This window comes from Geothrix rubra, from assembly GCF_030268065.1.
Classification (GTDB): domain Bacteria; phylum Acidobacteriota; class Holophagae; order Holophagales; family Holophagaceae; genus Geothrix; species Geothrix rubra.
Genome location: NZ_BSDD01000003.1, coordinates 122508 through 145591 on the forward strand (window position 1 = coordinate 122508; position 23084 = coordinate 145591).

Sequence of the window (23084 nt, forward strand, 5' to 3'; positions counted from 1 at the left end):
GGGAGGGACCCGGGTTGCGCCCCTAGAGCCTGACTCCGAGCGTGAACCAGAACTCCCGATTGGGGCGGAACTGCGCAAGGTAGGCTTCACGCATCTTCCAATCGCTGGGGCCGGGATCCACGGTGGGAACCGTGGATCCGAACCCGGTTCCGAAGGCGATCTTCTGGAAGGACCGGAACGTCCCCTGGTCCTGGGTGGCCGTGAAGCTCACGGCCACGAACGTATCCTTGTACGCGTGGCTGGCCGAGTAGTGGCTGCTCGAGAACACCCCATTGGTCTGGTTCAAGGTGTTCCCGTCCACGCTAAGGCTGCTGTTGCGCGGCCCCAGGCTCAGCCCGAATTCCCCGAAGGAGAAGCGCCGGGCCAATCCCAGGCTCAGTCTGCTGGACCGGATGGAGCCCGTGCCGTTGAAGGTCTCCGCCTCGGTCGACACCGAGGTGTGGTACTCGCCCGAGTGGGTGATCGCGGGATGCGCGAGCCCCTCGTTGTACTGGCCGTGGATCCACAACCCCCAGTCGCCTTTCTGCAGGAGTCGGTAGCCGACCTGTACCCCTCCCTGGCTCCAAGTGCCACTGATTCCATTCTGGACAATGGCGTACGGGAGCGTCGGGAAGGTCCCGTTGGAGGTCAGTGAACCTTTCTCCGTCTGCGCATCCGCGTAGAGCAGCCCGAATTCCCATTCACCCGCCTGCAGCCCGACGGAGAGGCAGAAGGGAAGCAGAAGGATCGGGATTCTCAGAAATGGTGCGCATCGCATGCGGGAGCCCCTTGTTGATCGAGTTCTTGACCGGAAGCGTGGAAACGGGTGTTGGTCTCGATGGCGTGGATTCAGGATAACAGAGTCCTCTGATGGTGCCGGCGGCATTCCGGATCCCCTTGGCGCCGGATCCAGGCCCCGCCTCCCGCCCGCGGGGACCGCCTCCAGGTCCGCATCCTTTCTGGTGCGCCTCCGGAATTTCCCTGGAAACCATCCATCTGCGAAACCTGGCCGCCTGGAACGGATGTCCGGAATGGCACCGGGCCTCCCGGCCGCGCCTCACCGCGGGGCGAGCGGGCGCTGCAGGCCTGGAAGGCGGCGCCGGAGGACCTGCGCAGGTCCTTCAAGGACGCCTTCCCTTTGCGGCTCCAGCGGCTGCCGGGAGTACCGGCGTCGGACCTCATCCCTTCGCCGCGGCGATGAGCAGGTAGATGACCACGTCCTGAAAGGCGTGGATAAGCCAGGCCCAGGCCGATCCCCGCGTCTCGATCATGCTCTTTCCCCAGAGATAGCCGGCGAATCCCGCCAGGAGCACGCCTGAGGGGCCCGCGGGGTGGCCGAACCAGTGGTCCAGCCCAAACATCACGGATGTCACGAGTAGGGCCTGGGTGCTCCCGACAGCGGGGCCAAGGCGGGCCAGCAGGACGGCCCGGTAGCGGAATTCTTCCTGGGCGGCATTGATGGCCGCGAAAGCCAGGGCTGCGGGGAGGGAGAGCAGCGCGCGACCAGCCAGGTGAAGGTCCGGATGGACTGTCAGGAATAGCTGGATGGCCAGACCGACCGCGAGGATGACCATCAGAAGGGGTCCCAGTCGGGACCAGGGGAGGTGGGGCACCCATCGAGGCAAGTGGCTCGGAGCCGCCATGTCGCCCTTCACCAGGTACACATCACGGCGGGTGAGGCCGCTCCCGACCAGCGAAAGCGCCAGGAATCCGCAGGAGATGACCGCGTGGATCAGCGTGTTGGCGAACATGCGGGCCTGCCAGCCCTCCCAGGTCAGGGCCCCGGACACCTTGTCCCCCACCACATACCCCGCGGCCAGCGCTGTCAGGGCCAGGAAGTAGCCACGCAGCGGACGCCAGCGCGGAGAAGCCCCAGCCAAGAGGACCAGCGCCGCCAGAATGCTGACCTGAAGGAATCCCATCCACGCGGGTGGATCCGTTCCCAACATGGTGGACCAGACGATGGCCCCGAACCCGCTCGCCGGCAGCATGGCGAGCCAGACGACGGCAGTCGCAGGTACGCGGAGGACATGCTGTTCCGGGGCATGAAGGCAGTCAGCCATGTACAACCCCCCTGATAGGCCTTGGGGCAGGCGGTGAAGAACGCTGTTCAGATTCTTGAGGGGGCCTACGGACAGAACCCGAGACGCGTTTAGGGGTTCCCCAGGCCTCCCGAAACTCGGGGCCTTAGAGCCTCGCCAGCAGGTGCTCCGCCACCCGGCCCGCCGCGCCGGGCTCGCCCAGGTGACCCCGCACCTCGCCCAGGCCGGCCCGGATGCGCGGGGCCTCGGCGGGATCCAGCAGCCGGGTCAGTTCCCGGGCCAGCCGCTCGGGATTCACGTCCGCCTGGAGCAGCTCCGGCGCCACCTCGCGACGGGCCACCACGTTGGCCAGGCCGATGTGGGGCAGCTTCACCACCCGCTTCGCCATCTGGTAGGTGAGGGGATTCAGCTTGTAGAGGATGGCGAAGGGCGTGCCCAGGAGGGCCGTCTCCAGGGTGGCGGTGCCCGAGGCCACCAGGGCCGCATCGGCATGGGCCCGGCTGGCGTAGGAGAGGCCCTCCAGGAGCATCACGGGGGCCGGCCCCAGGTGGGCGCGCACGAAGGCAGGATCGAGCGTGGAGGCCACGGGCAGCACCCACTGCACCGTCGGCCGCTCGTGGGCCCACCGCCGGGCCAGCTCGGCCATGGGCGGCAGCAGGGAGGCCACCTCGCCCTTCCGGCTGCCCGGCAGGAGGGCCACCACGGGCCAGGCGGGGTCCAGTCCCGTCCGGGCGAAGAAGGCCGCCCGGTCGCATTCCGGCTTCACGACCTCTACCAGCGGGTGGCCCACGAACCGGGCGTCCACGGGGAAGCCTTCGAACAGGGCCGGCTCGAAATCGAAGAGGCAGTAGAGGGTGTCCAGGGTGCGCCCCAGCTCCGGGATGCGCCCCTTCTTCCAGGCCCAGACCTGGGGGCAGACGTACTGGTGGAGGCCGACGCCGGGCATCCGCTTCCGCAGGGCCTTCGCCAGGCGCAGGTTGAAGCCCGGGTAGTCGATGAGGAGGGCGCCGGCGATGGCCTCCTCGTCCGCGGCGGCGAGGAGGCTCTTGAAGAGCCGGTTCAGGGACGGGAGGTGCTTGATCACCTCCACGAAGCCCACCACGGCCAGGTCCTTCACGTCCGCCAGCTTGCGATCGAGATAGGGGCTCATGCGGGGTCCGCCGACGCCCACGATCCGGAGGTCCGGCCGCCGGGCCTTCAGCTCGCGCAGCAGCTCCGCGCCGTGCAGGTCGCCCGAGTCCTCCCCGGCGACCACCAGGAGGGTGCCGCTCATGGGCGGTCCCAGTGCTTCCCCAGCACCACGTCCGGATCGGGCACCACGGGGCGGCCCAGGGCCGTGGCCGGCATCTCGGCGGGGAAGAGCACGGGGGGGTGGGCCGCCTCCAGGGCCGCAGCCTCGCGGCGATAGCGATCGGGATCCATGGCGGGCAGGGCCATGTCCCACCGGTAGCCCAGGCGCTGGAGCGGCCGCAGGTCGGCCCCGGGTTCGCAGACCCCGGTCCAGAGCCGGTCCGCCAGGGCCTCCAGGTCCTCGCAGCCCGCATGCCAGCAGAAGCCCACGGCCTCGCACCGGGCCTGGCGCAGGAGGTCGAGCACCGGGACCGTGGCGCCGGGCTCCAGCCGCAGGGCCAGCTTCACGTCCCGGCCGGACGTGGCCTCCAGGAGGGCCTCCAGGTCGCCCAGGAAGCGGAAGCCCGCCTCCCGGTTCGCCGGACGGGCCACGGGCACCACGAGGAAATCGGGACCGAGGTTCCGCCGCTGGAGGACCGAAAGGGCCTCGACCACCGGCGCCGTCCCCGGCAGGTGGACCGTGTGGATCTCCAGTCCGCGGAAGGCCTCCGCCTCCCAGCGGGGATCGGGCTCCCCCTCCCAGCGCAGGGCCACCGGGCCCAGGGCGCGCCAGGGCGACGGATCGAGGGCGGAGGAGAGCAGAGGGACGAACCGCATGAGTAGATCCTAGCAACGCCTGCGATACGGCCTCGAACATTCCCCCGGGCTGGAGACGGCCTATCATGGGACACGGGAGGCACCATGGGCCGCATTTTCACCCTCGAGGAAGCCCAGGCGCTCATGCCCCAGGTGAGGGCCATGACGGAGCCGGTGTACAGCCTGGCCTCCAGCCTGGCCGAGGAGCTGCGCCAGGCCGAGGACGAGAAGGACGAGGCCCGGACCGAGGCCCTGCGGGAGCGCCTCCAGACCCTCGTCCAGAGCTGGCAGCACGCCATGCAGGACCTAGAGGCCGAGGTGAAGGGCCTGTGGCTGGTGGACTTCGATTCCGGCGACGGCTACTGGTGCTGGGCCTATCCCGAGGAGGCCCTGGGCCACTGGCACAGCTACGAGGGCGGCTTCCGGACCCGGGTGCCCGCCGACCAGCGACCCGGCGTGCAGGCCTAGCGCGTGGCCAGGGGTCCCGCGGAGCGTCCCGGCCGGCGCCTCGAGGCGCCATCGGCGCCGCGTGATTTCCGCACGGCCGTGCTGGCGGTGGTGGCGCGCATTCCCGAGGGGCGCCTGGCCTCGTACGGGCAGGTGGCCCTGCTGGCCGGCTTCCCCCAGCGGCCCCGGCAGGTGGGCATGGTGCTCTCGGGCCTGCCCGAGGGCACGGACCTGCCCTGGCATCGCGTCGTGAACACCCGGGGCTACGTGCCCAGCCGGGGCCGCTGGTGGGGCGCCATGGAGCAGATCGGCCGCCTGCGGGAGGAAGGGATCGCCGTGGACGACCAGGGCAACCTGGATCTCGAGGCCCACCGCTGGGACGGCGAGGACTGACGCGGCTTCCGGGTTACACTGGAGGGGCGGAGGGCCCATGAAGGTGCGCGTGTCGGTGCAGTTGAAGCCGGGGATCCTGGATCCCCAGGGCAAGGCCGTGGAGCAGGGCCTCCACGGCTTCGGATTCGCGGTGGACCACGTCCGCATCGGCCGGCTCATCGAGATGGACGTCCCGGGCACCGACCCCGCCGAGGTGAAGGCCAAGGCCCAGGCCATGTGCGACAAGCTGCTGGTGAATCCGGTGATGGAGAAGGCCTCCATCGAGGTGCTCTGATGCGGGTGGCGGTCCCCGTCTTCCCCGGGTCCAACTGCGACCACGACGCCCTCCACGCCTGCGGCACGGTGTTCGGCTGGGACACGATCCCCGTCTGGCACCAGGAGACCCGCCTGCCCGAAGGCACCGACCTGGTTTTCATCCCGGGCGGCTTCAGCTACGGCGACTACCTGCGCTGCGGCGCCATCGCGGCCCTGGCGCCCATCATGGCGGACGTGAAGCGCCACGCCGACCAGGGAGGGCTGGTCGTGGGCGTGTGCAACGGCTTCCAGATCCTCTGCGAGGCCCAGCTGCTGCCCGGCGCCCTGCTGCGCAACGCCACCCTCCGGTTCATCCACCAGGACGTCCACCTGCGGGTGGAGCGGACCGACCTGCCCTTCACGACCGCCATGAAGGCCGGGGAAGTCTTCCGGGTGCCCATCGCGCACGCCGAGGGCAACTTCACCCTGGAGCCCGCCGACCTGGCGGACCTGGAAGCCCGGGGCGGCGTGGCCTTCCGCTACTGCTCTCCCGCCGGCGAGATCGGCGAGGCCCACGTGCCCAACGGCGCCATGAACGGCATCGCGGGCATCGTGAACGTCCGCGGGAATGTCCTGGGCATGATGCCGCATCCCGAGCGGGCGGTGGATCCCCGCCTGGGCCCCACGGGCGGCCAGGGCATCTTCCGGAGCCTGGAATCGGCCCTGGCCAGGGGATAGATCGGGGGTTTGTTAAATTTCCATGCGCGGGGAGGAGAATTCCTGTCATCCTTCCTGGGCACCCCGATGGGTATGTCTATTTCTTCCCTGACCATGACCGAAACCGAAGCCAAGAATCTCCAGACCTTCACCAGCGGACCGCTCCGCCTGGCCATCCTCAAGCGCGATCCCGTGCCCGCGAAGCTGCTGCCCTCGCGCGACGCCTGGACGCTGCTGCAGCCCACGCATGCCGTGCGGGTCTGCACCGGCGAGGACCGCGAGGAGGGTGTCATCCGCTCCGGCGACCTGGCCCTGCTGCTGCCGGGCTTCGGGCACACCCTGAAGCGCCACCATCCCAGCACCCACTTCGGGTTCACGGCGCTCTTCCTGGAGGGGCCCTTCCCCGAGCCCCTGCTCTCCTCGCTGCAGAACCCGCCGCGGAAGTGGCAGGAGGCCAGCTTCGCCGTGCTGCGCAGCCTCAGCCTGAAGCAGCTGTTCAACATCTTCACGCAGGAGCTGAGCAATCCCGACGGCGTGCAGCTCATGACGCGGGAGCTCTTCCTCATCCTCCTGGGCGCCGAACTCGCCCGCCTGACGGAGAAGGAGGACCGCGGCCGCTTCCCCTACCGCCTCAACCGCTCCACGCTGCAGCTGGTGCTGGATCACATGGAAGCCCAGATCGGCTCCAAGAACAGCGTGCCCGAGCTGGCCACCATGGCCCGCTGCACCCCGGACCACTTCATCCGGCTGTTCCGCGAGGCCACCGGCACCACGCCCCACCAGTACCTCATCGAGCGCCGCCTCCAGCGGGCCGTGACCCTGCTGGCCAACGGCGAGCGGCCCAGCGACGTGGCGAAGATCCTCGGCTTCTACGATGCCAGCGCCTTCACGCGGGCCTTCAAGCGCCGGTTCAGCGTGCCTCCGAGCGAGTACGCGCAGGAGGCCTACGAGCGTCAGTTCCCGCGCAAGAAGGATTGACGGGCCACCGGCACATCCATCCTGTTCGAGGTCGGACATGACATCGAAGGCCCTGATCCTGCTCACCCCCCTGCTCCTGGCCTGTGGACGACCGGCCGCCGATGTCCTGCGCCAGCAGCCTGCGCCGGTCCTCTCCCTGGAACTGTCCCTGCCGGAGGGCCCCGGGCAGGCCGAGCTCAAGCGGGCCTACCTCGCCGCCTTCCGGGAACGCTTCGGCCGGGGGCTGGACACGGAGGCGACCGCCCCCGCCCCGGAGCGCATCCAGCTGATCGTGATGATCGGAAGCCGCTCCCCCCACTCCGAATCCGACGCCAGGCGGGACCGCACGGCGGACCAGCTGACCTCGGTGGCGGCGGGCTCGCCCTTCGGCCTCATTCACAGTGCGGTCGGGCCCAAGTCCAACTACGAGCAGCAGGTGGACCGCCTGGGCTACCGCCCGGGCTCCATCACGGGACAGGCGTTGGTGCTGAGGACCGGGAAGCCGAGCTTCCAGGAATACCTGCGGCTGGACCCCCTGCCCATCATCCGTCGGATGCATCCCCTGGGCGAGGAGGCCCGGAACCATGGAGGCATCGAGGCCGAGGAAGCGGACGCCGTGGCCCGGGAGATCCTGGCGCTGCTGAAGGAGAAGTTCGGCTGGGTGCCGCCCAACGCCTGACGATTACCCCACAGGGGCGCCCCTGTCCAGAGCGGCGGGCGACTACTTGGCGACCTTCTCGGTCACGGCCTTGGCCTTGGCGGCCCCCTTCTCCGTGCCCTTCCGGGTCCTGCCCTTCGCCTTGTCGCTGCCAGCCTGGGCGGCTCCCTCGCCCTTGGCGGTGGCGGCCTTCACCTTGTCCCCGGCCACGGGCACGCCGCCGGCCTTGGCATCCACCTTGGCCTTGGCGTCCGCGGCCTTCTTGTCCGACTTGGCCTTCGCCTGGTCGGCCTTCTCGTCGGCCTTGGCCTTGCCCTTGTCCACCATCGCATCAGCCTTGCCCTTCAGATCCTCCTTGGCGGGGATCTGCGCGGAGAGGGCTGCGGACACGGTCAGCAGCAGCGGGAGCATGAGCTTCATGGGAACCTCCTGGGTTACCGGCTATTCGGGCTTGCAGACCTTGCAGGGCTTGTAGCCGGCCCTGGCGGCCTCGGCGGCGTTGGCGAAGGCCACGCGGTTGGCGGGCTTCATCTTGGCGACGAAGGTGCAGTCGGCCCGGTGGAACGTCTTGGAATCCTTGTTGGCCACGATGGCCGACGCGGAGGGGACGGCCTTCGCGGCGGGGGCCGGGCGGGTGGCGGGTGCGGGCTTGGCAGCCGTCGCCGGCGCGGCCTTCGCCTCCTGGGCGGCCTTCTTCTCAGCCTTCTTGGCGGCCTTCTTCTCGGCCTTGGTCTGCGGTGGAGCCGCGGGGGCCTGGGCCACGGCCAGGACGGAAGAGGCGAGGAAAAGCGTGAACAGCAGGCGCTTCATGGGTTCTCCTTGAGCCGAATTCCCAGGGTCGGGTCCCGCCGGAGGCCTGTCAATCAGGCCTTCTCCTCGGCCGTGGCCCGGAAGCGCGGCACACGCCGTGCCTGGCGGACCTGCTCGAAGGCGTAGGCCAGGGGCAGGAGCTGGGCCTCCTGCCAGGGCCCCGCCACGAAGGAGAGCCCCACCGGCAGGCCGAAGACGAAGCCCGCGGGGACGGTGATGTGCGGGCAGCCCGCCACGGCGGCGGGGGTGGAGAAGCTGAGGCCGGAGGAGCTGTCCCCGTTCACGTGGTCGATGAGCCAGGGCGCGCCGCTGGTGGGCCCCACGAGGGCCTGGAGCTGCTCCTTCTGCAGGAGATCGGTGATGCCCTGCCGGGCCTGGGCACAGGAGGCCAGTGCCTTGAGGTAGGCCGGATCCGTGAGGGGCCCCTTGGCCAGGGCCTGCTTCACCAGCTCCTGCCCGAAGAAGGGCATCTCCACGTCCCTCCTCGCCTCGTTGAAGGTCTGGAGGGTGGCGAGGTCCTTCACGGCGCCGCCCCGGCCCGCCAGGTAGGCGTTGAGATCGGCCTTGAACTCGCAGAGCAGCACCTCGAATTCGGCCTCCTCGTAGGCGGCCGACTTCAATTCCACTTCCACCAGCGTGGCGCCCCGGGCCCTGAGCAGGTCCAACGCCGGGCGGATGACGGCATCCACGTGGGGCTGCTGGCCCAGGAGGTTCTTCACCACGCCGAGGCGCGCCCCCTTGAGGCCGTCGATGTGGAGGAAGCGCGTGTAGTCCGCCTGCACCTGGGCCTGGGCCGTGGCGGGATCGCGCGGATCCACGCCCGCGAGGGCGCCCAGGAGGATGGCCGCGTCCCGCACGGTGCGGGCCATGGGGCCCGCCGTGTCCTGGGTGTGCGAGATGGGGATGATGCCTGCCCGGCTGACCAGGCCCACCGTGGGCTTGAAGCCCACTAGGCCGCAGGCGCTGGCGGGGCTCACGATGGAACCGTCGGTCTCCGTGCCCACGGCCGCCGCGCAGAGGCTCGCCGAGGCCGCCACGCCGGAGCCCGAACTCGAGCCGCTGGGCGTGCGGTCCAGGGCGTAGGGGTTCCGGGTCTGGCCGCCCCGGCCGCTCCAGCCGCTGCTGCTGTGGGTGGACCGGAAGTTCGCCCACTCGGAGAGGTTCGTCTTGCCGAGGATCACCGCGCCCGCCAGCCGCAGCCGCAGGGCCGCGGTGGCGTCCTGCTTCGGCGCCGGCGCATCCGCCAGGGCCAGGGATCCGGCCGTGGTCTTCATGCGGTCCGCGGTGTCGATGTTGTCCTTGATGAGCACCGGGATGCCGTGGAGCGGCCCCCGGACCTTCCCGGCCTTGCGTTCCGCATCCAGGGCACGGGCGATGGCAGGGGCGTCGGGGTTCAGCTCGATGACGGCGTTCAGGCGCGGCCCGGCCACATCGTAGGCCGCGATCCGCGCCAGGTACCTCTCCACCAGCTGCTCGGAGGTCCAGTGGCCCTCCGCCATGCCCGCCTGGAGCTGGTCGATGGTGGCCTCCTCCAGCACCAGCCCCTTCGGCGCCGGCGCGGCGCCCAGATCCTTCGCCACCGTGGCGGCGGCCCCGGCGGCCAGGGCGGCCTGGAGGAAGGTGCGGCGGTCGAGGGCGAAGGCATCACGGGTCATGTCGCGCTCCGGCGGGGGTGGGACCAGGATGACAGGCCCTCCGCGGAAGAGGCACCACCAGCCACCGGCCCCCGGCCGCCGTTCACCGATCCGAGGGCACCGGCTCCGGCCCCCGGGCCTACCTTTCTTCCAGGAGGCTCCATGCTCACCTTCGTCCTCTGGCTCATCCTGCTCGTGATCTGCTGGCCCCTGGCCCTTCTGGCGCTGGTGCTCTACCCGCTGGTCTGGCTGGTGCTCCTGCCCTTCCGCCTGCTGGGCTTCGCGGTGGAGGGCGCGTTCGGCCTCGTGAAGGCCCTGTTCCTCCTCCCGGCGCGGCTGCTCGGGGGCCGGGTCTGAGGGGGCCGAGCGGAATTCGACGCATCGATTACCCATTGGTCTAGAATGATGGGGTCCCTGGAGGCCCCCGTGTTCAGCAGCTTCGAGCAGGCCCGGCAGCACGTGCTGGCCCGGAACATCCGGATGATCGACCTGGTGTTCAGCGACCTCTGGGGCCGCTGGCACCACGTGAGCATCCCCGCCTCCCAGTTCACGGAGCAGCTGATGCGCGACGGGGTGGGCTTCGACGGCTCCAGCGTGGGGCTGAAGTCCGTGAAGTCCGGCGACATGGTGCTGATCCCGGACCTGGCCACGGGCTACCACGACCCCTTCTGGGAGGAGCCCACCCTGGGCTTCATCTGCTCCGCCTTCGAGGCCGACACCCGCACCCCCTTCGCCGCGGACCCCCGGAACATCGCACTCCGCGCCGAGGCCCACCTGAAGGCCACGGGGATCGCCGACGAGAGCATCTGGGGACCGGAGTACGAGTTCTACGTCTTCGACAAGGTCAGCTACGAGAACGGCGTGAACACCGCCTCCTACCGGGTGGACAGCCGGGAGGCCGACTGGCACAGCGCCGAGGGCGGCCACGGCCACCTGATCCCCCTCCACGGCGGCTACCACGCCATGCCACCCAAGGACCAGCTCTACAACCTGCGCGCCGAGATGTGCAGCGAACTGGCGCGCATGGGCGTCGAGGTGAAGTACCACCACCACGAGGTGGGCGGCCCGGGCCAGTGCGAGATCGAGACCCCGCTCTTCCCCATGCTGAAAGCCGGCGACGCCACCCAGATGGTGAAGTACGTGGCGAAGATGGTGGCTCACCGCCGGGGCCAGACGGCCACCTTCATGCCCAAGCCCCTCTACGGCGAGGCGGGGAGCGGCATGCATTTCCACCAGCTGCTGATGAAGGCAGGCCGGAACCTCTTCTTCGATCCCGACGGCTACGGCTGCCTCAGCCAGGAGGCCCACTGGTACATCGGCGGCATCCTCGCCCACGGCCCCGCCCTGCTGGCCCTCACGAATCCCAGCACCAACAGCTACCGCCGCCTGGTGCCCGGCTTCGAGGCCCCCGTCAGCGCCTTCTTCTCCCTGGGCAACCGCTCCGCCGCCATCCGGGTGCCCAAGTACGCGGACCGGGAGGAGACGGCCCGCTTCGAGTTCCGGCCTCCCGATGCCACCTGCAACGTCTACCTGGCCCTGGCCGCCCAGCTCCTTGCGGGACTCGACGGGATCCAGAAGCGCCTGGATCCCACGGCCCTGGGCTTCGGTCCCATCGACCAGAACATCTTCGGCTGGAGCGAGGAACAGCGACGGAAGATCAAGAGCCTGCCCACCAGCCTCACCGAGGCCTGCGACGCCCTGGAGGGCGACCTGGACTTCCTCCTGGCGGGGGACGTCTTCGATCGCCTCCAGCTGGAGGACTACCTGCTGCAGCTCCGCGCCCGGGAGGCGGCCGTGCGCAACCGGCCGCATCCCTACGAGATGGCGCTCTACTTCGAGGCGTGAGCCGGCTTCTTCTTCTGGAGCGGGCGCATGAACTCGAAGGCCAGGTAGTTGACGCCCTTGCCGGGAACCGCGCCTGCGCCCTGGACGGTCACCTGGTCCTTCCCGGCGCCCGGGATGAAGGCCGGACGGATGTAGGCCAGCCCCTTCGTGCGCTTCGCCTCGGCCTCCAGGGCCGCGGCGGCCTTCTCGAGGTTGAAGCCCGTCTGGGCCTTGAGGGTGGCCAGGCGGCGGAGCTGGCGGGCGGCCTCCTGGTAGCCGCCGGCCACATCCTTGCCGAAATCGGGCAGGCCCTTGGCTTCCAGCCGGAAGGTCAGCATCACGGCCCGGCAGCCCCAATGGGTGATGGTGAGGGTCGCCCCGCCGTCCAGCACGGCGGTTTCCGTGGCCTCCCGGGCCGAGGTCTTCTTGAAGGTGTCCGAGGCGACACCCGGCTGGGGGGCGGTGAGGACCGGCCTCGGGATGGGCCGCAGGCAGTGGCCGCCGGGCTTGGGGGCCGGGGCCTTGGGGGCGGGCGCCGCCTGGAGGGACGTCAGGGCGGCCAGGCCGAGGGCCAGGAGGGTTCGGACGGACAGGGCACGCAGGCGCATGGGGGCTCCGGGGACGGGAGGGGCTGCCCGGACCGGACCCGGCCGGGGCGATCCCTCTTGTAACAGGGGATCCGGGCCTCCGGAAGGGACCCGGGTCACCTTTACCCCAGCGCCGCCTCCAGGGCCCCGGCATGGAGGGCCTTCAGCTCGGCCGCATCCGCGTCCAGCAGCGGCTGGCCGTCCACCGCCAGGGTGATGCGGGCGCCGCCGGTGGTGCCGATCTTGGCGAGGGGCACGCGGTGGGTGCGGCAGAGGGTGGCCAGGCTGCCTTCGCCTTCGGGCCCCACGCTCACCACGATGCGGCCGGTGCTCTCGCCGAAGAGGAGGCTGTCCAGGCGCAGGGCGCCCTTCGCAAGCAGGAGCTGGCAGCCCATGCCTTCGCCGTCCCTGGCCCCGAAGGCGCTCTCCAGGGCGGTGACGAGCAGGCCCCCCTCGCTGGTGTCGTGGGCGCTGCGGATGAGGCCCAGGCGGATGCCCTCGCGGACGCAGGCCTGGAGCCGCAGCTCCTCGTCCAGGCGCAGCTCGGGGCAGGCGCCCTGCACCTTCCCGGTGCGCACCTTGAGGTACTCGCTGCCGCCCAGCTCGTCCCGGGTCTCGCCCAGGAGGAAGATGCCGTCGTGCTCGGCCCGGAAGCCGGCCCCGCAGATGCGGTTGCCCACCTTGGCGAGGGCCGTGGCGTCCGGGGCGTCCACGGCCACCGGGCCCGCGCACTCCTCCACCAGGCCCACGGCCGCGATCATGGGCGTGGGGAAGATGCTCTGGCCCTCGGTGTCGTTGTAGAGGCTGACGTTGCCGCTGACGATGGGCACGTCGAGGGCCAGGCAGGCCTGGCGGATGCCCAGGCAGCCCTGCTCGAAGGTCCACATGTTCTCGGGCTTCTCCGGATTGCCGTAGTTGAGGCAGTCCGTGAGGCCGATGGGCTCGGCGCCCACGCAGGCCAGGTTGCGGCAGGCCTCGGCCACGGCGTGGGCCGCGCCCCAGAAGGGATCCAGGAAGCAGAAGCGGCTGTTGCAGTCGCTCGACATGGCCACGGCCTTGCCTGTGTCCTGCCCCTTCTCGTCCTTCACGCGGATGATGCCCGCGTCGCCCCGGCCCATGCCCAGGAGCGTGTTGCTCCGCACCGTGCCGTCGTACTGCTCGAAGATCCACCGCTTGCTGGCCACGGTGGGCGCCGCGAGGACCTGCCGCAGCGTGCGCTCCACCTCGGCGGGCTTGAGGTCGGCAGGCAGGGGGGCGGCCTGCACGGCGTCCAGGTAGCCGGGCCGCTGGCGGGGCCGGTCGTACTTGGGCGCCGCATCCACCAGGGGCTGGATGGGGAGGTTGATGACGGGCTGGCCCTGCCAGCTGCCGATGAAGCGGCCGCTGTCGGTGACCTCGCCCACCACGCAGGCGTCCAGCCCCCACTTGTGCAGCACGGCGATGATCTGCTCCTCGCAGCCGGGGCGCGCCACCAGCAGCATGCGCTCCTGGCTCTCGCTGAGCATGAGCTCGAAGGGCGTCATGCCCTCCTCGCGCTGGGGCACCTGGTCCAGGCGGATCTCCAGGCCCGTGCCTGCGCGGCTGGCCATCTCGAAGCTGCTGGAGGTGAGGCCGGCGGCGCCCATGTCCTGGATGCCGATGACCCAGTCGGTCTGGAAGATCTCCAGGCAGGCCTCGAGCAGCAGCTTCTCGGTGAAGGGGTCGCCCACCTGCACCGTGGGCCGCTTCTCCTCGCTGCCCTCGCCGAACTCCGCCGACGCCATGCTGGCCCCGTGGATGCCGTCCCGGCCCGTCTTGGAGCCGATGTACATCACCTTGTTGCCCACGCCCGAGGCAAAGCCCTTGAAGATCTTGTCCGAGCGCAGCACGCCAAGGGTGAAGGCGTTCACGAGGATGTTGCCGTTGTAGCTGGCGTCGAAGGCACAGTCCCCGCCCAGCATGGGGATGCCCATGCAGTTGCCGTAGCCCGCGATGCCCGCCGCCACGCCCTTCACCAGGCCCTTCATGCGGGGGGCGTCGAGTTCCCCGAAGCGCAGGGAGTTGAGGTTGGCCAGGGGCCGGGCGCCCATGGTGAAGACGTCGCGCAGGATCCCGCCCACGCCCGTGGCGGCGCCCTGGTAGGGCTCGATGAAACTGGGATGGTTGTGGCTCTCCATCTTGAAGGCCACGGCCCAGCCGTCGCCGATGTCCACCACGCCGGCATTCTCCCCGGGGCCCTGGATCACCCGGGGTCCCTCCGTGGGCAGGTTCTTCAGGTGGAGGCGGCTGGATTTGTACGAGCAGTGCTCGCTCCACATGGCGCTGAACACCCCCAGCTCGGGGTAGGTGGGCAGGCGGCCGTCCAGGAGGCGCAGGATGACCTGCCACTCGTCCTTGGAGAGGCCCAGTTCCAGGGCCAGGGATTCGGTGACGGCCGGTTCGTGCGCAGCGGACATGGAGGCTCCGGAAGCCCTGATTCTAGCGGCCCCTGGGCCCGCGAACGAGGCTTGACAGCGGCCTCAGGCCCCCTCCGGCTCCTTCGGCACCATGGGCGACTCCCCGCCCTCGTAGGTCCGGCGCAGGACCCCCTGCACGAGCCGCTGGAAGAAGGTGCCCCGGGCCGGATTGAAGACGATGGCGATGGTCGCCTTCACCTCCGTGCCCAGTTCCAGCAGGGGACCGCCCTCCACGCCCGTGCCCAGCAGGACGAAGGGCACGCGCCCCTGGAGCAGCTCGGCCATGGGTTTCAGGCGGCGCCGTTCGTCCAGCCCCAGGCTGGGCAGGTGGAAGAAGACCAGGGCGGGGTTCTGCGCGAAGGCCTCCTTCAGGGCCTGGGCCGTGGGGGGCACGCGGCGCAGGGGCTGGAGGCCGCCCAGCAGGTCCTGCAGGGACGCCTCCAGGGCCGGGTCGCCCGAGACGAGCACCAGCCCCCGGGGCAGGATGGAGACGTTCCGGATGCCCTCCAGCGGGGCCGCGGCCTCCCCGCCCCGGCGGGCGGCCCGTTCCCGGTCCTCCTCCCGGCGTTCGAAGACCCACCGGGACAGGGGCTGCAGCACGGCCTCCTCCAGCTGGGGCCGGAATTCCACCCCGAAGGTGCGGCCCTGCAGGTGGCGCAGCCGGACCCGGGCGTTGATGCGGATGCTGTCGGTCAGGGGGATGGTCACCGCCATGTCCGCCCCGGGCTGGAGCTCCTCCTCGGTGAAGTCCCGGGTGCTGTAGATCCGGGCCCCGGTGGTGCTGATGTCCGCCAGCGTGCCCACCACCAGGTCGTACCGGGGCGTGCTGAAGGTGACCGGCACCCGGCCCACCCGCTCCACCCGGTAGGACCCCCGGTGGTCCTCCTCGTTCAGGGCCTCCGGCACGGCCAGGCGCAGGGTGCGGCGCCCCTCCACCATGCCGAAGCCCCGGAGCTGGGTGGCGGCCTCCAGGAAGCTGACCCCGTGGGGGAAGCGCATCCGGAGCTCGGCATTCCTCAGGCCATAGGTGGCGTCCTCCCGGCCCATGGTGGCCAGGACATGGATCTCCTGGCCCTCCAGCCGGAGGAAGGAGGACTCGAATCGCAGGTAGGGCGTGACCAGGATCAGCAGCTCCCGGCGCTCGCAGGCGCGGAGGAGGATCTCCTGGATCGTCTCCGGGTTACGGATCAAGTTTCCGCCCATCGCCCCCCACCCCGCCTCGCCAGGATTGCCTGCCCTCATCATGGATGGGCTCCCGTAGACTGGAAAGCTCCGGATTTCAGCCCATGACCCCGCCCCGCACCCTGCTCGCCTACAGCGCCCCCCGAAGCGGCTTCGGGGACGAGTGGATGACCTTCCTGCCCATCGGGCTGGGGTACCTGCAGGCCATGCTGAAATCCCGGGGGCTCCCCTGCCGGGTGGCCAACCTGAGCGGGAAGACGCGGAAGGAGGTGCTCGCCTACTTCCGGGACCAGGCCCCCCAGGTGGTGGGCATCTCCATGTTCACCTTCAACCGCAAGCGGTCGTACGAGCTGCTGGCCTGGGCCCGGGAGGCCTGCCCGGACGCCGTCCTGCTGGCCGGGGGCCCCCACCCCACCCACCTGGCCGAGGAGGTCTTCGAGGACTGCCCGGCCCTGGACGCCATCGTGAAGGGCGAGGGGGAGCCCATCCTCCTGGGCGTGGTGGAACGGCTGCGGACCGCACCCGGGTCTGACCTTTGGAAGCGGACGCCCGGCCTCATCCTCCGCGGGGGGGCCACCCTGCCCCAGGCCCCGCTGGAGGACCTGGACGCCATCGGCATCCCCGCCGAGCACCTGGAGGCGGACTTCCTGGACGATGTGGGCCAGCTGGCCTACCTCAGCACCAGCCGGGGCTGCCCGGCCACCTGCAACTTCTGCAACACCCCTGAATTCTGGGGCACCTCCATCCGCTTCCGCAGCGCGCCCTCCGTGCTGCGGGAGATGGCCCGGCTGCGCGAGACCCGGGGCCTCACCTACTTCAGCTTCCGGGACGACACCTTCACCGCCAACCGCGGCCGGGTGCTGGAGCTGATGGAGGGCATCCAGCAGAGCGGCCTCCATCCCCTCTGGAACTGCCAGAGCCGCGTGAACCTGGTGGACGAGGATCGGCTGGTGGCCATGAAGCGGGCCGGGTGCGAGTTCATGCAGTTCGGGGTGGAGCACGGCAGCGAGCGCGTGCTGGCCCTCCTCGACAAGGGCACGAACATGCGCCACGTCCGCAACGCCCTGTCGCTGGTCCGCAAGGTCGGCATGAACCTGGGCATCTACCTCATCACCGGCATCCCCGGGGAGACCTGGGAGGACGTGGAGCAGACCGCCGCCCTCATCCGCGACACCCGGCCCCAGGACTGCCAGATCAGCCCCCTGGCCCTCTACCCCGGCACCCGGATGTTCGACCAGTACCGGGCCGAGGGCCGCATCCGGAAGGACTTCTACCGGGCCAGCGGCGACGCGGAGATCTTCGCCCGGGTGGACGCCCACACGGAGAAGGCCCTGCGCCACCTGGACCAGGCGGCCCAGCGGGCCAAGGCAAAATCCCGCTTCTCGCCCGCCGAATTCGCCGAGCAGAAGCGGTGGCTGGGCTTCTGCGCCGTGACCAACCTGCTCTGCGGCGAGGCCGCCGAGGAGGAGGGTCGCTGGACGGAGGCCGAGGCCGAGTACGCCGAGATCGTCGCCCGCGAACCCGGCAACCCCTGGGGTTTCATGAAGCGGGCCCTCCTGCGCGAGAAGCTGGGGCGCCTGGCCGAGGCCCGGACGGACCTGGGCGAAGTGCTGGCCCTGGCCCCCGGCAACCCCGAGGCCACGGAGCTGGCCGCCCTGTGGGGGATGAAGCAGCCGAAGGCCCGGAGGAAGGGACCCGCCCACGGCCCCACCGCCGAGATGAAGGGCGCCGAGGCGTACCTCAGCCGGCCGAAGATGTAGCGGGCAGGCCCGCCGGCGGCGCCTCCCCACGCAGGGTCCGCCGCCACGCCACCAGCCCCATGACGCAGAGCACCTGGTAGACCCCGTAGAGTCCGCTGGTGACGTAGAGCCCCTTGTAGATCAGCAGGCCGATGGAGAGGCAGTTGGCCGCGATCCAGACCGCCCAGTTCTCGATCCACTTGCGGGTCATCATGAACTGGGCGGCCAGGCTCAGGGCGGTGATGAGGGAATCGAAGACCGGCACCGTGCTGTTGGTGTACCGACGCAGCAGCCAGGCCAGGGCCGCGGTCGCCAGGGCCACGCCCGCCGTCAACGACAGGGCGGCAGCGGCCGGGATCCGGCCCACCCTCAGGGCCCCGTGGTCGCGCCCGCCGTGGCCCCAGCTCCACCACCCGTAGAGGGAGATGGCGATGTAGAAGCCCTGCAGGCCCACATCCGCGTAGAGCCCCGCCCGGAAGAACAGGGCGATGAAGAGCAGGTTGTTGGCGATGCCGATGGGCCAGTTCCAGATGTTCTGGCGCACCAGCAGGGCCACGCAGGCCGCGCCCGTGAGGAACCCGAGGAGCTCGATCCCGGAGGGCAAGGTCAGTCCTCGTGTTTCAGGTTGGGGCTCCGTTCGATCACCATGAGCACCAGCCGCTCCAGCTGGTCCACCATGAGGAAGCGCAGGTCGGGATCCCTGGGTTCGAGGGCCTGCCCCGGCTCGCCTCCGCCCCGCAGGATGAAGAGGAACCCCTTCCGCTCGATGCGGGAGATCCGCTTCCAGGGAAGCCGCCCCGCGCCCAGTCGGCGGGCCAGGAAGGGCGGCAGGGCGTTGTGCTCCACGGCGATGCCCAGGTCGTCCACCAGCACCTGGGAGCCCTCCACGAGCAGCAGGCCGAGCAGGGTGCCCACCAGGAGGAGGCCGCCGGCGACCAGGGCCCCCACGGCCGCCACCATGGCCACGTAGAAGGACCAGGTGGGTTCCCCGGAGAGCTCGGCCACTTCCAGCCCCAGCCGCAGGTTGGGCAGGTGCTCGAGGATCTGGGCCAGGGCCCGGACACCCACGAGCCAGGAGCCGGCGAAGAGCAGCACGGCCATGGCCCGCTGGGCGAAGGAGGGCCGGAACACGAGCGGCGAACCGACGGACATGCGGCCTCAGGCCTCCATCTCGGCGAGGATGGCTTCCGCAGCCGCGGCCGGATCCTCCGCGTGGGTGATGGGACGGCCCACGACCAGCCAGGTCGCGCCCTCCCGGAGGGCCTGGGCCGGGGTCATCACCCGGGCCTGGTCCTGGAGGGCCGCGCCCGTGGGGCGGATGCCGGGTGTGAGGCGGCTGAAGCCCTCGCCGCAGGCCTCGCGCACCGCCGCCGCCTCCCAGGCCGAGCAGACGACGCCGTCGCAGCCCGCCTCGGCGGCCAGCTTCGCGTAGGCTAGGGCCAGGTCGCCGGGGCGGCAGGCGTGGCCCAGGGCCGCCAGGGCCTCGCGGTCCAGGCTCGTGAGGACGGTGACGGCCAGCAGTTCCGTGCGGCCCCCGGCCCGCCGATGGGCCCGGACGGCCTCCACGGCCGCCTCCAGCATGGCCGGTCCACCCTGCACATGGACGTTCACCAGGCGGGGATCCAGCTTGAGGACCGCCTCCAGGGCCCGGCGCACGGTGGTGGGGATGTCATGGAGCTTGAGGTCCAGGAAGACCGGGCATTCCTTCTGCAGCTCGCGGACGAAGGCGGGCCCCTCGGCGCAGAACAGCTCGAGGCCCACCTTGAGCATGCCCACCCGGCCGGCCAGTCGCCGCGCCATGGCCAGGGCCTCCCCGGCCGAGGGCACATCCAGGGCCACCACGAGACGCTCGCGGGGGGTGAGGGCAGGAGGGACGGGATTCAAGGCGACTCCACGTATGATGCGGAGGATCATTCTGGCACCAGAAGGAGGATCCCGTGCTGCCACCTTCCCCGCCGCCCGTCGTCCAGACCCCACCCGTCCCCCAGCTGGACGCGGAGACGCAGCTCCTCGAGGCCTACGATTGGGGCCGGCCGCTGCCCGAGGCGCCGAACCTGAAGGCGCCCGCCCTGGCCCGGTACCGCTGGCTCCGCGCCGCAGCCACCTTCCCCCCCGGAGGCCGGCCGGCCGATCCCTTCCCGCCCGGACCCGACCACCAGGAGGCCGAGGCCCTGCGTGCCCTCCTGAGTCCCGCCCCCCAGGATGTGGCCCGCGGCCTGGCGGCCCTTCCCCTGCGCCAGCCTGGGACGGCCCTGGCCCTCTGGCGCTGGGGGAGGCTCCAGGTCCGCCGGGGCGTGTTCGGCCCCGACCTCCGCCGCGCCTGGGAGGACCGCCTCATCGAAGCGGGACCGGCCATGACCCGGAGCTACGCCCTGCGCCACGCCCTCTGCTGGGCCCTGGCGGACCACGACGAGGTGCGTTTCGCCGCCCTCAAGGCCCGGACCGCCGCCTGGGCCGCGGATACCTCCGCCGGTTTCCAGCGGCTCTTCGGCCTGCTGGGCAGCCCCTCGCCCACCCTGCGCCTCTGGTCCCTGCCGGGCCTCGCGTACCAGGACCTCCGCCTGGATCAGCTCGGCGCCCGACGGCTCTGGGTGCTCCCGGCGGGTCCGGAGTCCCTGCCCCCGCTACCTCCCGGCGTGGCCTGGATCATCCCGGACGGCACCGGCGACCAGGATCCCCGCGGCGCGGAGCTGGCTCCCCGGCTGCGGCAGGAGGGCGAGGCCCTGGCCGCCCGGCTCCAGGCGGCCGGCCGTCAGGCCTGGTTCGCCCCCAGCCGCGAGGACATGGAGCGCCTGGGACTCGCCTGGTTCCCGATCCTCATCACCCTGGACGAACGCGGCAACCTCAAGGACATCCGCATGGGCGACGCCGCCCCCGAACATCCATGAGGACCGCGAACTAGCCGATCCCGCAGCCCTGGAGCAGGCCCACCAGGGAGCCCCACACCATCTGGGACCAGTAGTGGAAGCCCCGGCGGCTGGGATTCTGCGTGTAGCTGGCGTGCAGCCGGTCCTTCAGCATGGGGTAGTTGCCGTCGGGATCGAGCACCGCCGCGGCCACCGGCGACTCGAAGGAATAGGTCACCCAGCGATCCTGGCCGTCCCAGATGATCCGGTGTTCCTCCCGGTTCTCCAGCCGCACCCAGAGCGTGATGGGCACCTTGATGCCGCCCCGCCGCTCCAGGGTGATGGAACCCACCCGGCCCGGCGCGGCGGACTGGGGCGGGGCGAACACCGGCTTGTCGCCCGTGAGCAGCCACCCGCCCTCCTGGACGTCCCGGCCCTTCACGGAGCGGATGGCGTAGTCCAGCACCTCGGTCCCTTCCACGAAGTCGCGCCAGAAGGCCGACAGGTCGCGGCCGGAGACCCGTTCCGCGATCCGCCTGAAGTCCTGGCGGGTGGGGTGCTTGAAGGCCATCTCCTGGGTGTAGGCCCGCATCACCTCCTCCATCACCGGCCGTCCCAGCATGGCCTCCAGCTGGTCCAGCACCAGGGTCGGCTTGGCGTAGGCCGTGACGTAGTAGCCCTGCTCACCCAGCGTCCGGAACCCGAACCGCGTGAGGGGATCCTCCGAGGGCAGCCGCCAGTACCCGGCCCACTCGAGGAAGTCCGTCCCCACCTGGAAGCGGCGTCCCCCCAGCAGGGCGTGGTAGGTGCGCTCGAGCGCCTTGTGGGTGAACCAGCTGGTGAAGCCCTCGTCCAGCCAGGGTTCCTCGAACTCGTTGCTGGCGAGCATCCCGTAGAAGAACTGGTGGCCGAACTCGTGGACGGACACCAGCTCGGGCACCACCCGCAGGTGGAAGGGATCGAAGGGCGTCGAGCCCGCGGTGATGAGCGTGGGGTATTCCATGCCATCCGCTCCCGAGGCCGCCTTCGGCGTGTCGATCACCGTCAGGGTCGGGTACGGGTATTTGAAGAACCACTCGTCGCTCCAGCGGAGGGCGTTCTCCACCGCCCGCCGCTGCCGCTGGAAGTTCGCCAGGTCGCGTCCGCTGCGGTAGTAGAAGATCTGGACGCCCCGGTACTCGAACCGCTCCGGCATGCGCCAGTTGGCATCCGGACGGACCGCCCAGGCGAAGTCGTGGACGTCCTCCGCGTGCAGGCGCCAGATGACGTTCAAGGGGCGCTTGGGATCCTTCTCCACCTCGGTGACGAAGTTCGTCTGCGTGCCCGTGTGGGCCAGGCCCAGGGCGTTCGGCAGCGAAAGCGCCACATCGTAGACGCCGAAATCGGAGAAGAACTCCGTATTGGCGTGGTAGGCGTGGCAGTTCCAGCGGTCGCCCTGGTACACGCCCACCTTGGGATACCACTGGCCCGACATGAGGAAGTCGCCTCCCCAGCCGCTGCGGGCGTAGACCCGCGGGTACCGGTTCTCCCAGGCGATGTCCACCCGGATGGTCTCGCCCGGCGCCACCGCGCGCGGGAGCTTCAGCCAGTAGACTGTCTCGTCCTCGCCGAAATGCCCCTGCAGGACCTGGCCCTCCATGCGCACCGACAGGAGGCGGCAGTAGCCCCAGGCGGAGGGATCCGCGGGATTGGCGATCCAGTCGCTGCGGAGGTGTCCCCCGCTCTCCTTCATGAAGAGGCTCTCCGGCCCCTTGAAGGCGTTGAGATAGAGATGCAGCGGCATCTCGCGGACCGGCGCGGTGCCGGCGTTCCGCCAACTCAGGGTCTCCTGGCCCTCCAGCGTCTTGTGCTCGAAATCCAGCGTGGCCTCGATGCGGTAGTTTGCGATGCGCGGCGAGCGCGGCTTGTCGAACCACTTCTCCGGCGTCCACGTCCGCCCCTGCGCCCCCAGCGCGGCACAGGCGAGCAGGAGCACGGCAGAGAGGATGCGACGGCCCATGGACACTCCAGGAAGTGCCTCGAAGCTTAACGCAGTCCCTTGCCCTCCCGCCCACCCGTGCTAGACTGTCCCTTCGGCGCGGGGTGGAGCAGTCCGGTAGCTCGTTGGGCTCATAACCCAAAGGTCGCAGGTTCAAATCCTGCCCCCGCTACCAAATCGAAAAGGCGACTGTAAGTCGCCTTTTTTGTTTACTTGGAAGAAGTCGCCAGCCCGTAGGGCGAAACGGGTCCAAGCAGGATTTGAACGGGAGCCATTCCGGGTTATTTCAGCCCCTGATAGGCCTCCTGACCTCCTGCATCCGCGGCATTCTGCGCGGGATTTGGGCGAGAAATAGGCGCGAAGACCCAGCCCAGTTAAGCATCCGAGAATCCTGGCCCCGATCGATCTTTGCGGTGGGGAGAGGGTTCGTCCCGGAGTTGAAGCTCCTCCGTGTCCTAATCCTGGGCTGATGCTGAGGTCGTCCTGGAGGCCCCGGATCCTCCCAGATGGATCCGGTCCCGAAAGGGTGGCGTGTGGTGGGGTCTGTCGGAAACCCCACAATGCGCTCCGGCCAAGGACCGTGCTACGGCAGACAGATTTTCACCGTGTCACACACGCCGAACCCACACTAGCTCAAGCCCCGAGCTTTCGTACTGGTTTTCCTGGCGGGTGGCCTACCCACGCAAATGCCAGGCT

At 70.3% G+C, this 23084-nt stretch carries 24 protein-coding genes and 1 tRNA gene; 11 read left to right on the forward strand and 14 right to left on the reverse strand.

Features of this window, described 5'->3' with window-relative positions:
* Positions 1-22 precede the first annotated feature (22 nt).
* From QSJ33_RS08530 to QSJ33_RS08545, 4 genes are all read right to left on the reverse strand, one after another.
* The gene (locus QSJ33_RS08530) at positions 23-757 is read right to left on the reverse strand and encodes a hypothetical protein (RefSeq protein WP_285724576.1); all 735 of its coding nucleotides are present in this window, start codon (positions 755-757) and stop codon (positions 23-25) included.
* A 400-nt stretch (positions 758-1157) separates the two neighbouring features.
* Positions 1158-2042 (reverse strand): CPBP family intramembrane glutamic endopeptidase, encoded by an 885-nt coding sequence (locus QSJ33_RS08535; RefSeq protein WP_285724578.1) that lies wholly within the window; start codon positions 2040-2042, stop codon positions 1158-1160.
* 124 nt (positions 2043-2166) lie between these two features.
* Positions 2167-3294, reverse strand: a complete 1128-nt coding sequence (gene lpxB / locus QSJ33_RS08540; RefSeq protein WP_285724580.1) for a lipid-A-disaccharide synthase — start codon at positions 3292-3294, stop codon at positions 2167-2169.
* A complete protein-coding gene (locus tag QSJ33_RS08545) occupies positions 3291-3968 on the reverse strand; it encodes a hypothetical protein (RefSeq protein ID WP_285724582.1) in 678 nt (225 codons plus the stop codon). Before QSJ33_RS08545 ends, lpxB begins: the two co-directional genes overlap by 4 nt.
* An 84-nt stretch (positions 3969-4052) precedes the next feature.
* Between QSJ33_RS08545 and QSJ33_RS08550 the strand changes: the two genes are divergently transcribed.
* From QSJ33_RS08550 to QSJ33_RS08575, 6 genes are all read left to right on the forward strand, one after another.
* Positions 4053-4415, forward strand: coding sequence for a DUF2203 domain-containing protein (locus QSJ33_RS08550; RefSeq protein WP_285724584.1), 363 nt, complete (start codon positions 4053-4055; stop codon positions 4413-4415).
* Between the two features lie 3 nt (positions 4416-4418).
* Positions 4419-4787: an MGMT family protein gene (locus tag QSJ33_RS08555; protein ID WP_285724585.1), complete on the forward strand. Its 369-nt coding sequence runs from the start codon at positions 4419-4421 to the stop codon at positions 4785-4787.
* Between the two features lie 37 nt (positions 4788-4824).
* On the forward strand, positions 4825-5061 hold the full coding sequence (purS, locus tag QSJ33_RS08560) for a phosphoribosylformylglycinamidine synthase subunit PurS (protein WP_285724586.1): 237 nt from the start codon (positions 4825-4827) through the stop codon (positions 5059-5061).
* Positions 5061-5759: a phosphoribosylformylglycinamidine synthase subunit PurQ gene (gene purQ / locus QSJ33_RS08565; protein ID WP_285724587.1), complete on the forward strand. Its 699-nt coding sequence runs from the start codon at positions 5061-5063 to the stop codon at positions 5757-5759. Before purS ends, purQ begins: the two co-directional genes overlap by 1 nt.
* A 93-nt stretch (positions 5760-5852) precedes the next feature.
* Positions 5853-6716 carry a helix-turn-helix domain-containing protein gene (locus QSJ33_RS08570; RefSeq protein ID WP_285724589.1) on the forward strand — a complete coding sequence of 288 codons (864 nt, stop codon included), beginning with the start codon at positions 5853-5855 and terminating at the stop codon, positions 6714-6716.
* Between the two features lie 37 nt (positions 6717-6753).
* A complete protein-coding gene (locus tag QSJ33_RS08575) occupies positions 6754-7374 on the forward strand; it encodes a hypothetical protein (RefSeq protein ID WP_285724591.1) in 621 nt (206 codons plus the stop codon).
* Between the two features lie 42 nt (positions 7375-7416).
* Here the strand turns inward: QSJ33_RS08575 and QSJ33_RS08580 are convergent, their stop codons facing one another.
* The 3 genes from QSJ33_RS08580 to QSJ33_RS08590 are packed head-to-tail and all read right to left on the reverse strand — an operon-like array spanning position 7417 to position 9818.
* A complete protein-coding gene (locus QSJ33_RS08580) occupies positions 7417-7773 on the reverse strand; it encodes a hypothetical protein (RefSeq protein WP_285724593.1) in 357 nt (118 codons plus the stop codon).
* A 21-nt stretch (positions 7774-7794) separates the two neighbouring features.
* Complete coding sequence (locus QSJ33_RS08585; protein ID WP_285724596.1) at positions 7795-8163, reverse strand: Ada metal-binding domain-containing protein; 369 nt, start codon at positions 8161-8163, stop codon at positions 7795-7797.
* Positions 8164-8216: 53 nt separating this feature from the next.
* Complete coding sequence (locus tag QSJ33_RS08590) at positions 8217-9818, reverse strand: amidase (RefSeq protein ID WP_285724598.1); 1602 nt, start codon at positions 9816-9818, stop codon at positions 8217-8219.
* Positions 9819-9959: 141 nt separating this feature from the next.
* Here QSJ33_RS08590 and QSJ33_RS08595 point away from each other — a divergent pair, with 141 nt between their 5' ends.
* Both QSJ33_RS08595 and glnA read left to right on the forward strand, forming a co-directional pair.
* Positions 9960-10154: a hypothetical protein gene (locus QSJ33_RS08595; protein WP_285724600.1), complete on the forward strand. Its 195-nt coding sequence runs from the start codon at positions 9960-9962 to the stop codon at positions 10152-10154.
* 69 nt (positions 10155-10223) lie between these two features.
* Positions 10224-11642 (forward strand): type I glutamate--ammonia ligase, encoded by a 1419-nt coding sequence (glnA, locus tag QSJ33_RS08600; RefSeq protein ID WP_285724604.1) that lies wholly within the window; start codon positions 10224-10226, stop codon positions 11640-11642.
* On the opposite strand, the gene QSJ33_RS08605 is transcribed toward glnA, so the two are convergent.
* From QSJ33_RS08605 to QSJ33_RS08615, 3 genes are all read right to left on the reverse strand, one after another.
* A complete protein-coding gene (locus tag QSJ33_RS08605; RefSeq protein WP_285724606.1) occupies positions 11627-12229 on the reverse strand; it encodes a hypothetical protein in 603 nt (200 codons plus the stop codon). The two genes, glnA and QSJ33_RS08605, sit on opposite strands and share 16 nt — an antisense overlap.
* Before the next feature lie 101 nt (positions 12230-12330).
* On the reverse strand, positions 12331-14643 hold the full coding sequence (gene purL, locus QSJ33_RS08610; RefSeq protein ID WP_285724608.1) for a phosphoribosylformylglycinamidine synthase subunit PurL: 2313 nt from the start codon (positions 14641-14643) through the stop codon (positions 12331-12333).
* Between the two features lie 63 nt (positions 14644-14706).
* Entirely contained in the window at positions 14707-15834 is a 1128-nt protein-coding gene (locus QSJ33_RS08615) for a PilZ domain-containing protein (RefSeq protein ID WP_285724610.1), read from the reverse strand.
* A 95-nt stretch (positions 15835-15929) separates the two neighbouring features.
* Here QSJ33_RS08615 and QSJ33_RS08620 point away from each other — a divergent pair, with 95 nt between their 5' ends.
* On the forward strand, positions 15930-17585 hold the full coding sequence (locus tag QSJ33_RS08620) for a B12-binding domain-containing radical SAM protein (protein ID WP_285724612.1): 1656 nt from the start codon (positions 15930-15932) through the stop codon (positions 17583-17585).
* Here QSJ33_RS08620 and pnuC read toward each other — a convergent pair.
* The 3 genes from pnuC to pyrF are packed head-to-tail and all read right to left on the reverse strand — an operon-like array spanning position 17566 to position 19448.
* Positions 17566-18168: a nicotinamide riboside transporter PnuC gene (gene pnuC / locus QSJ33_RS08625; protein ID WP_285724614.1), complete on the reverse strand. Its 603-nt coding sequence runs from the start codon at positions 18166-18168 to the stop codon at positions 17566-17568. The two genes, QSJ33_RS08620 and pnuC, sit on opposite strands and share 20 nt — an antisense overlap.
* Before the next feature lie 2 nt (positions 18169-18170).
* Positions 18171-18716: a hypothetical protein gene (locus QSJ33_RS08630; RefSeq protein WP_285724616.1), complete on the reverse strand. Its 546-nt coding sequence runs from the start codon at positions 18714-18716 to the stop codon at positions 18171-18173.
* Between the two features lie 6 nt (positions 18717-18722).
* Positions 18723-19448 carry an orotidine-5'-phosphate decarboxylase gene (gene pyrF / locus QSJ33_RS08635; RefSeq protein ID WP_285724618.1) on the reverse strand — a complete coding sequence of 242 codons (726 nt, stop codon included), beginning with the start codon at positions 19446-19448 and terminating at the stop codon, positions 18723-18725.
* A 53-nt stretch (positions 19449-19501) separates the two neighbouring features.
* Here pyrF and QSJ33_RS08640 point away from each other — a divergent pair, with 53 nt between their 5' ends.
* Positions 19502-20452, forward strand: a complete 951-nt coding sequence (locus QSJ33_RS08640; protein WP_285724620.1) for a hypothetical protein — start codon at positions 19502-19504, stop codon at positions 20450-20452.
* Between the two features lie 10 nt (positions 20453-20462).
* On the opposite strand, the gene QSJ33_RS08645 is transcribed toward QSJ33_RS08640, so the two are convergent.
* Complete coding sequence (locus QSJ33_RS08645; RefSeq protein WP_285724623.1) at positions 20463-22409, reverse strand: M1 family metallopeptidase; 1947 nt, start codon at positions 22407-22409, stop codon at positions 20463-20465.
* Between the two features lie 77 nt (positions 22410-22486).
* Here QSJ33_RS08645 and QSJ33_RS08650 point away from each other — a divergent pair.
* Positions 22487-22563 (forward strand) — tRNA-Met (locus QSJ33_RS08650).
* The last annotated feature ends 521 nt before the right edge of the window (positions 22564-23084 follow it).

Bases quoted from the DNA above. Each gene is read 5' to 3' on its own strand.
- QSJ33_RS08530 (WP_285724576.1), bottom strand. From the start codon at position 757: ATGCGATGCGCACCATTTCTGAGAATCCCGATCCTTCTGCTTCCCTTC.
- QSJ33_RS08535 (WP_285724578.1), bottom strand. From the start codon at position 2,042: ATGGCTGACTGCCTTCATGCCCCGGAACAGCATGTCCTCCGCGTACCT.
- lpxB (WP_285724580.1), bottom strand. From the start codon at position 3,294: ATGAGCGGCACCCTCCTGGTGGTCGCCGGGGAGGACTCGGGCGACCTG.
- QSJ33_RS08545 (WP_285724582.1), bottom strand. From the start codon at position 3,968: ATGCGGTTCGTCCCTCTGCTCTCCTCCGCCCTCGATCCGTCGCCCTGG.
- QSJ33_RS08550 (WP_285724584.1), top strand. From the start codon at position 4,053: ATGGGCCGCATTTTCACCCTCGAGGAAGCCCAGGCGCTCATGCCCCAG.
- purS (WP_285724586.1), top strand. From the start codon at position 4,825: ATGAAGGTGCGCGTGTCGGTGCAGTTGAAGCCGGGGATCCTGGATCCC.
- purQ (WP_285724587.1), top strand. From the start codon at position 5,061: ATGCGGGTGGCGGTCCCCGTCTTCCCCGGGTCCAACTGCGACCACGAC.
- QSJ33_RS08570 (WP_285724589.1), top strand. From the start codon at position 5,853: ATGACCGAAACCGAAGCCAAGAATCTCCAGACCTTCACCAGCGGACCG.
- QSJ33_RS08575 (WP_285724591.1), top strand. From the start codon at position 6,754: ATGACATCGAAGGCCCTGATCCTGCTCACCCCCCTGCTCCTGGCCTGT.
- QSJ33_RS08580 (WP_285724593.1), bottom strand. From the start codon at position 7,773: ATGAAGCTCATGCTCCCGCTGCTGCTGACCGTGTCCGCAGCCCTCTCC.
- QSJ33_RS08585 (WP_285724596.1), bottom strand. From the start codon at position 8,163: ATGAAGCGCCTGCTGTTCACGCTTTTCCTCGCCTCTTCCGTCCTGGCC.
- QSJ33_RS08590 (WP_285724598.1), bottom strand. From the start codon at position 9,818: ATGACCCGTGATGCCTTCGCCCTCGACCGCCGCACCTTCCTCCAGGCC.
- QSJ33_RS08595 (WP_285724600.1), top strand. From the start codon at position 9,960: ATGCTCACCTTCGTCCTCTGGCTCATCCTGCTCGTGATCTGCTGGCCC.
- QSJ33_RS08605 (WP_285724606.1), bottom strand. From the start codon at position 12,229: ATGCGCCTGCGTGCCCTGTCCGTCCGAACCCTCCTGGCCCTCGGCCTG.
- purL (WP_285724608.1), bottom strand. From the start codon at position 14,643: ATGTCCGCTGCGCACGAACCGGCCGTCACCGAATCCCTGGCCCTGGAA.
- QSJ33_RS08620 (WP_285724612.1), top strand. From the start codon at position 15,930: ATGACCCCGCCCCGCACCCTGCTCGCCTACAGCGCCCCCCGAAGCGGC.
- QSJ33_RS08630 (WP_285724616.1), bottom strand. From the start codon at position 18,716: ATGTCCGTCGGTTCGCCGCTCGTGTTCCGGCCCTCCTTCGCCCAGCGG.
- QSJ33_RS08645 (WP_285724623.1), bottom strand. From the start codon at position 22,409: ATGGGCCGTCGCATCCTCTCTGCCGTGCTCCTGCTCGCCTGTGCCGCG.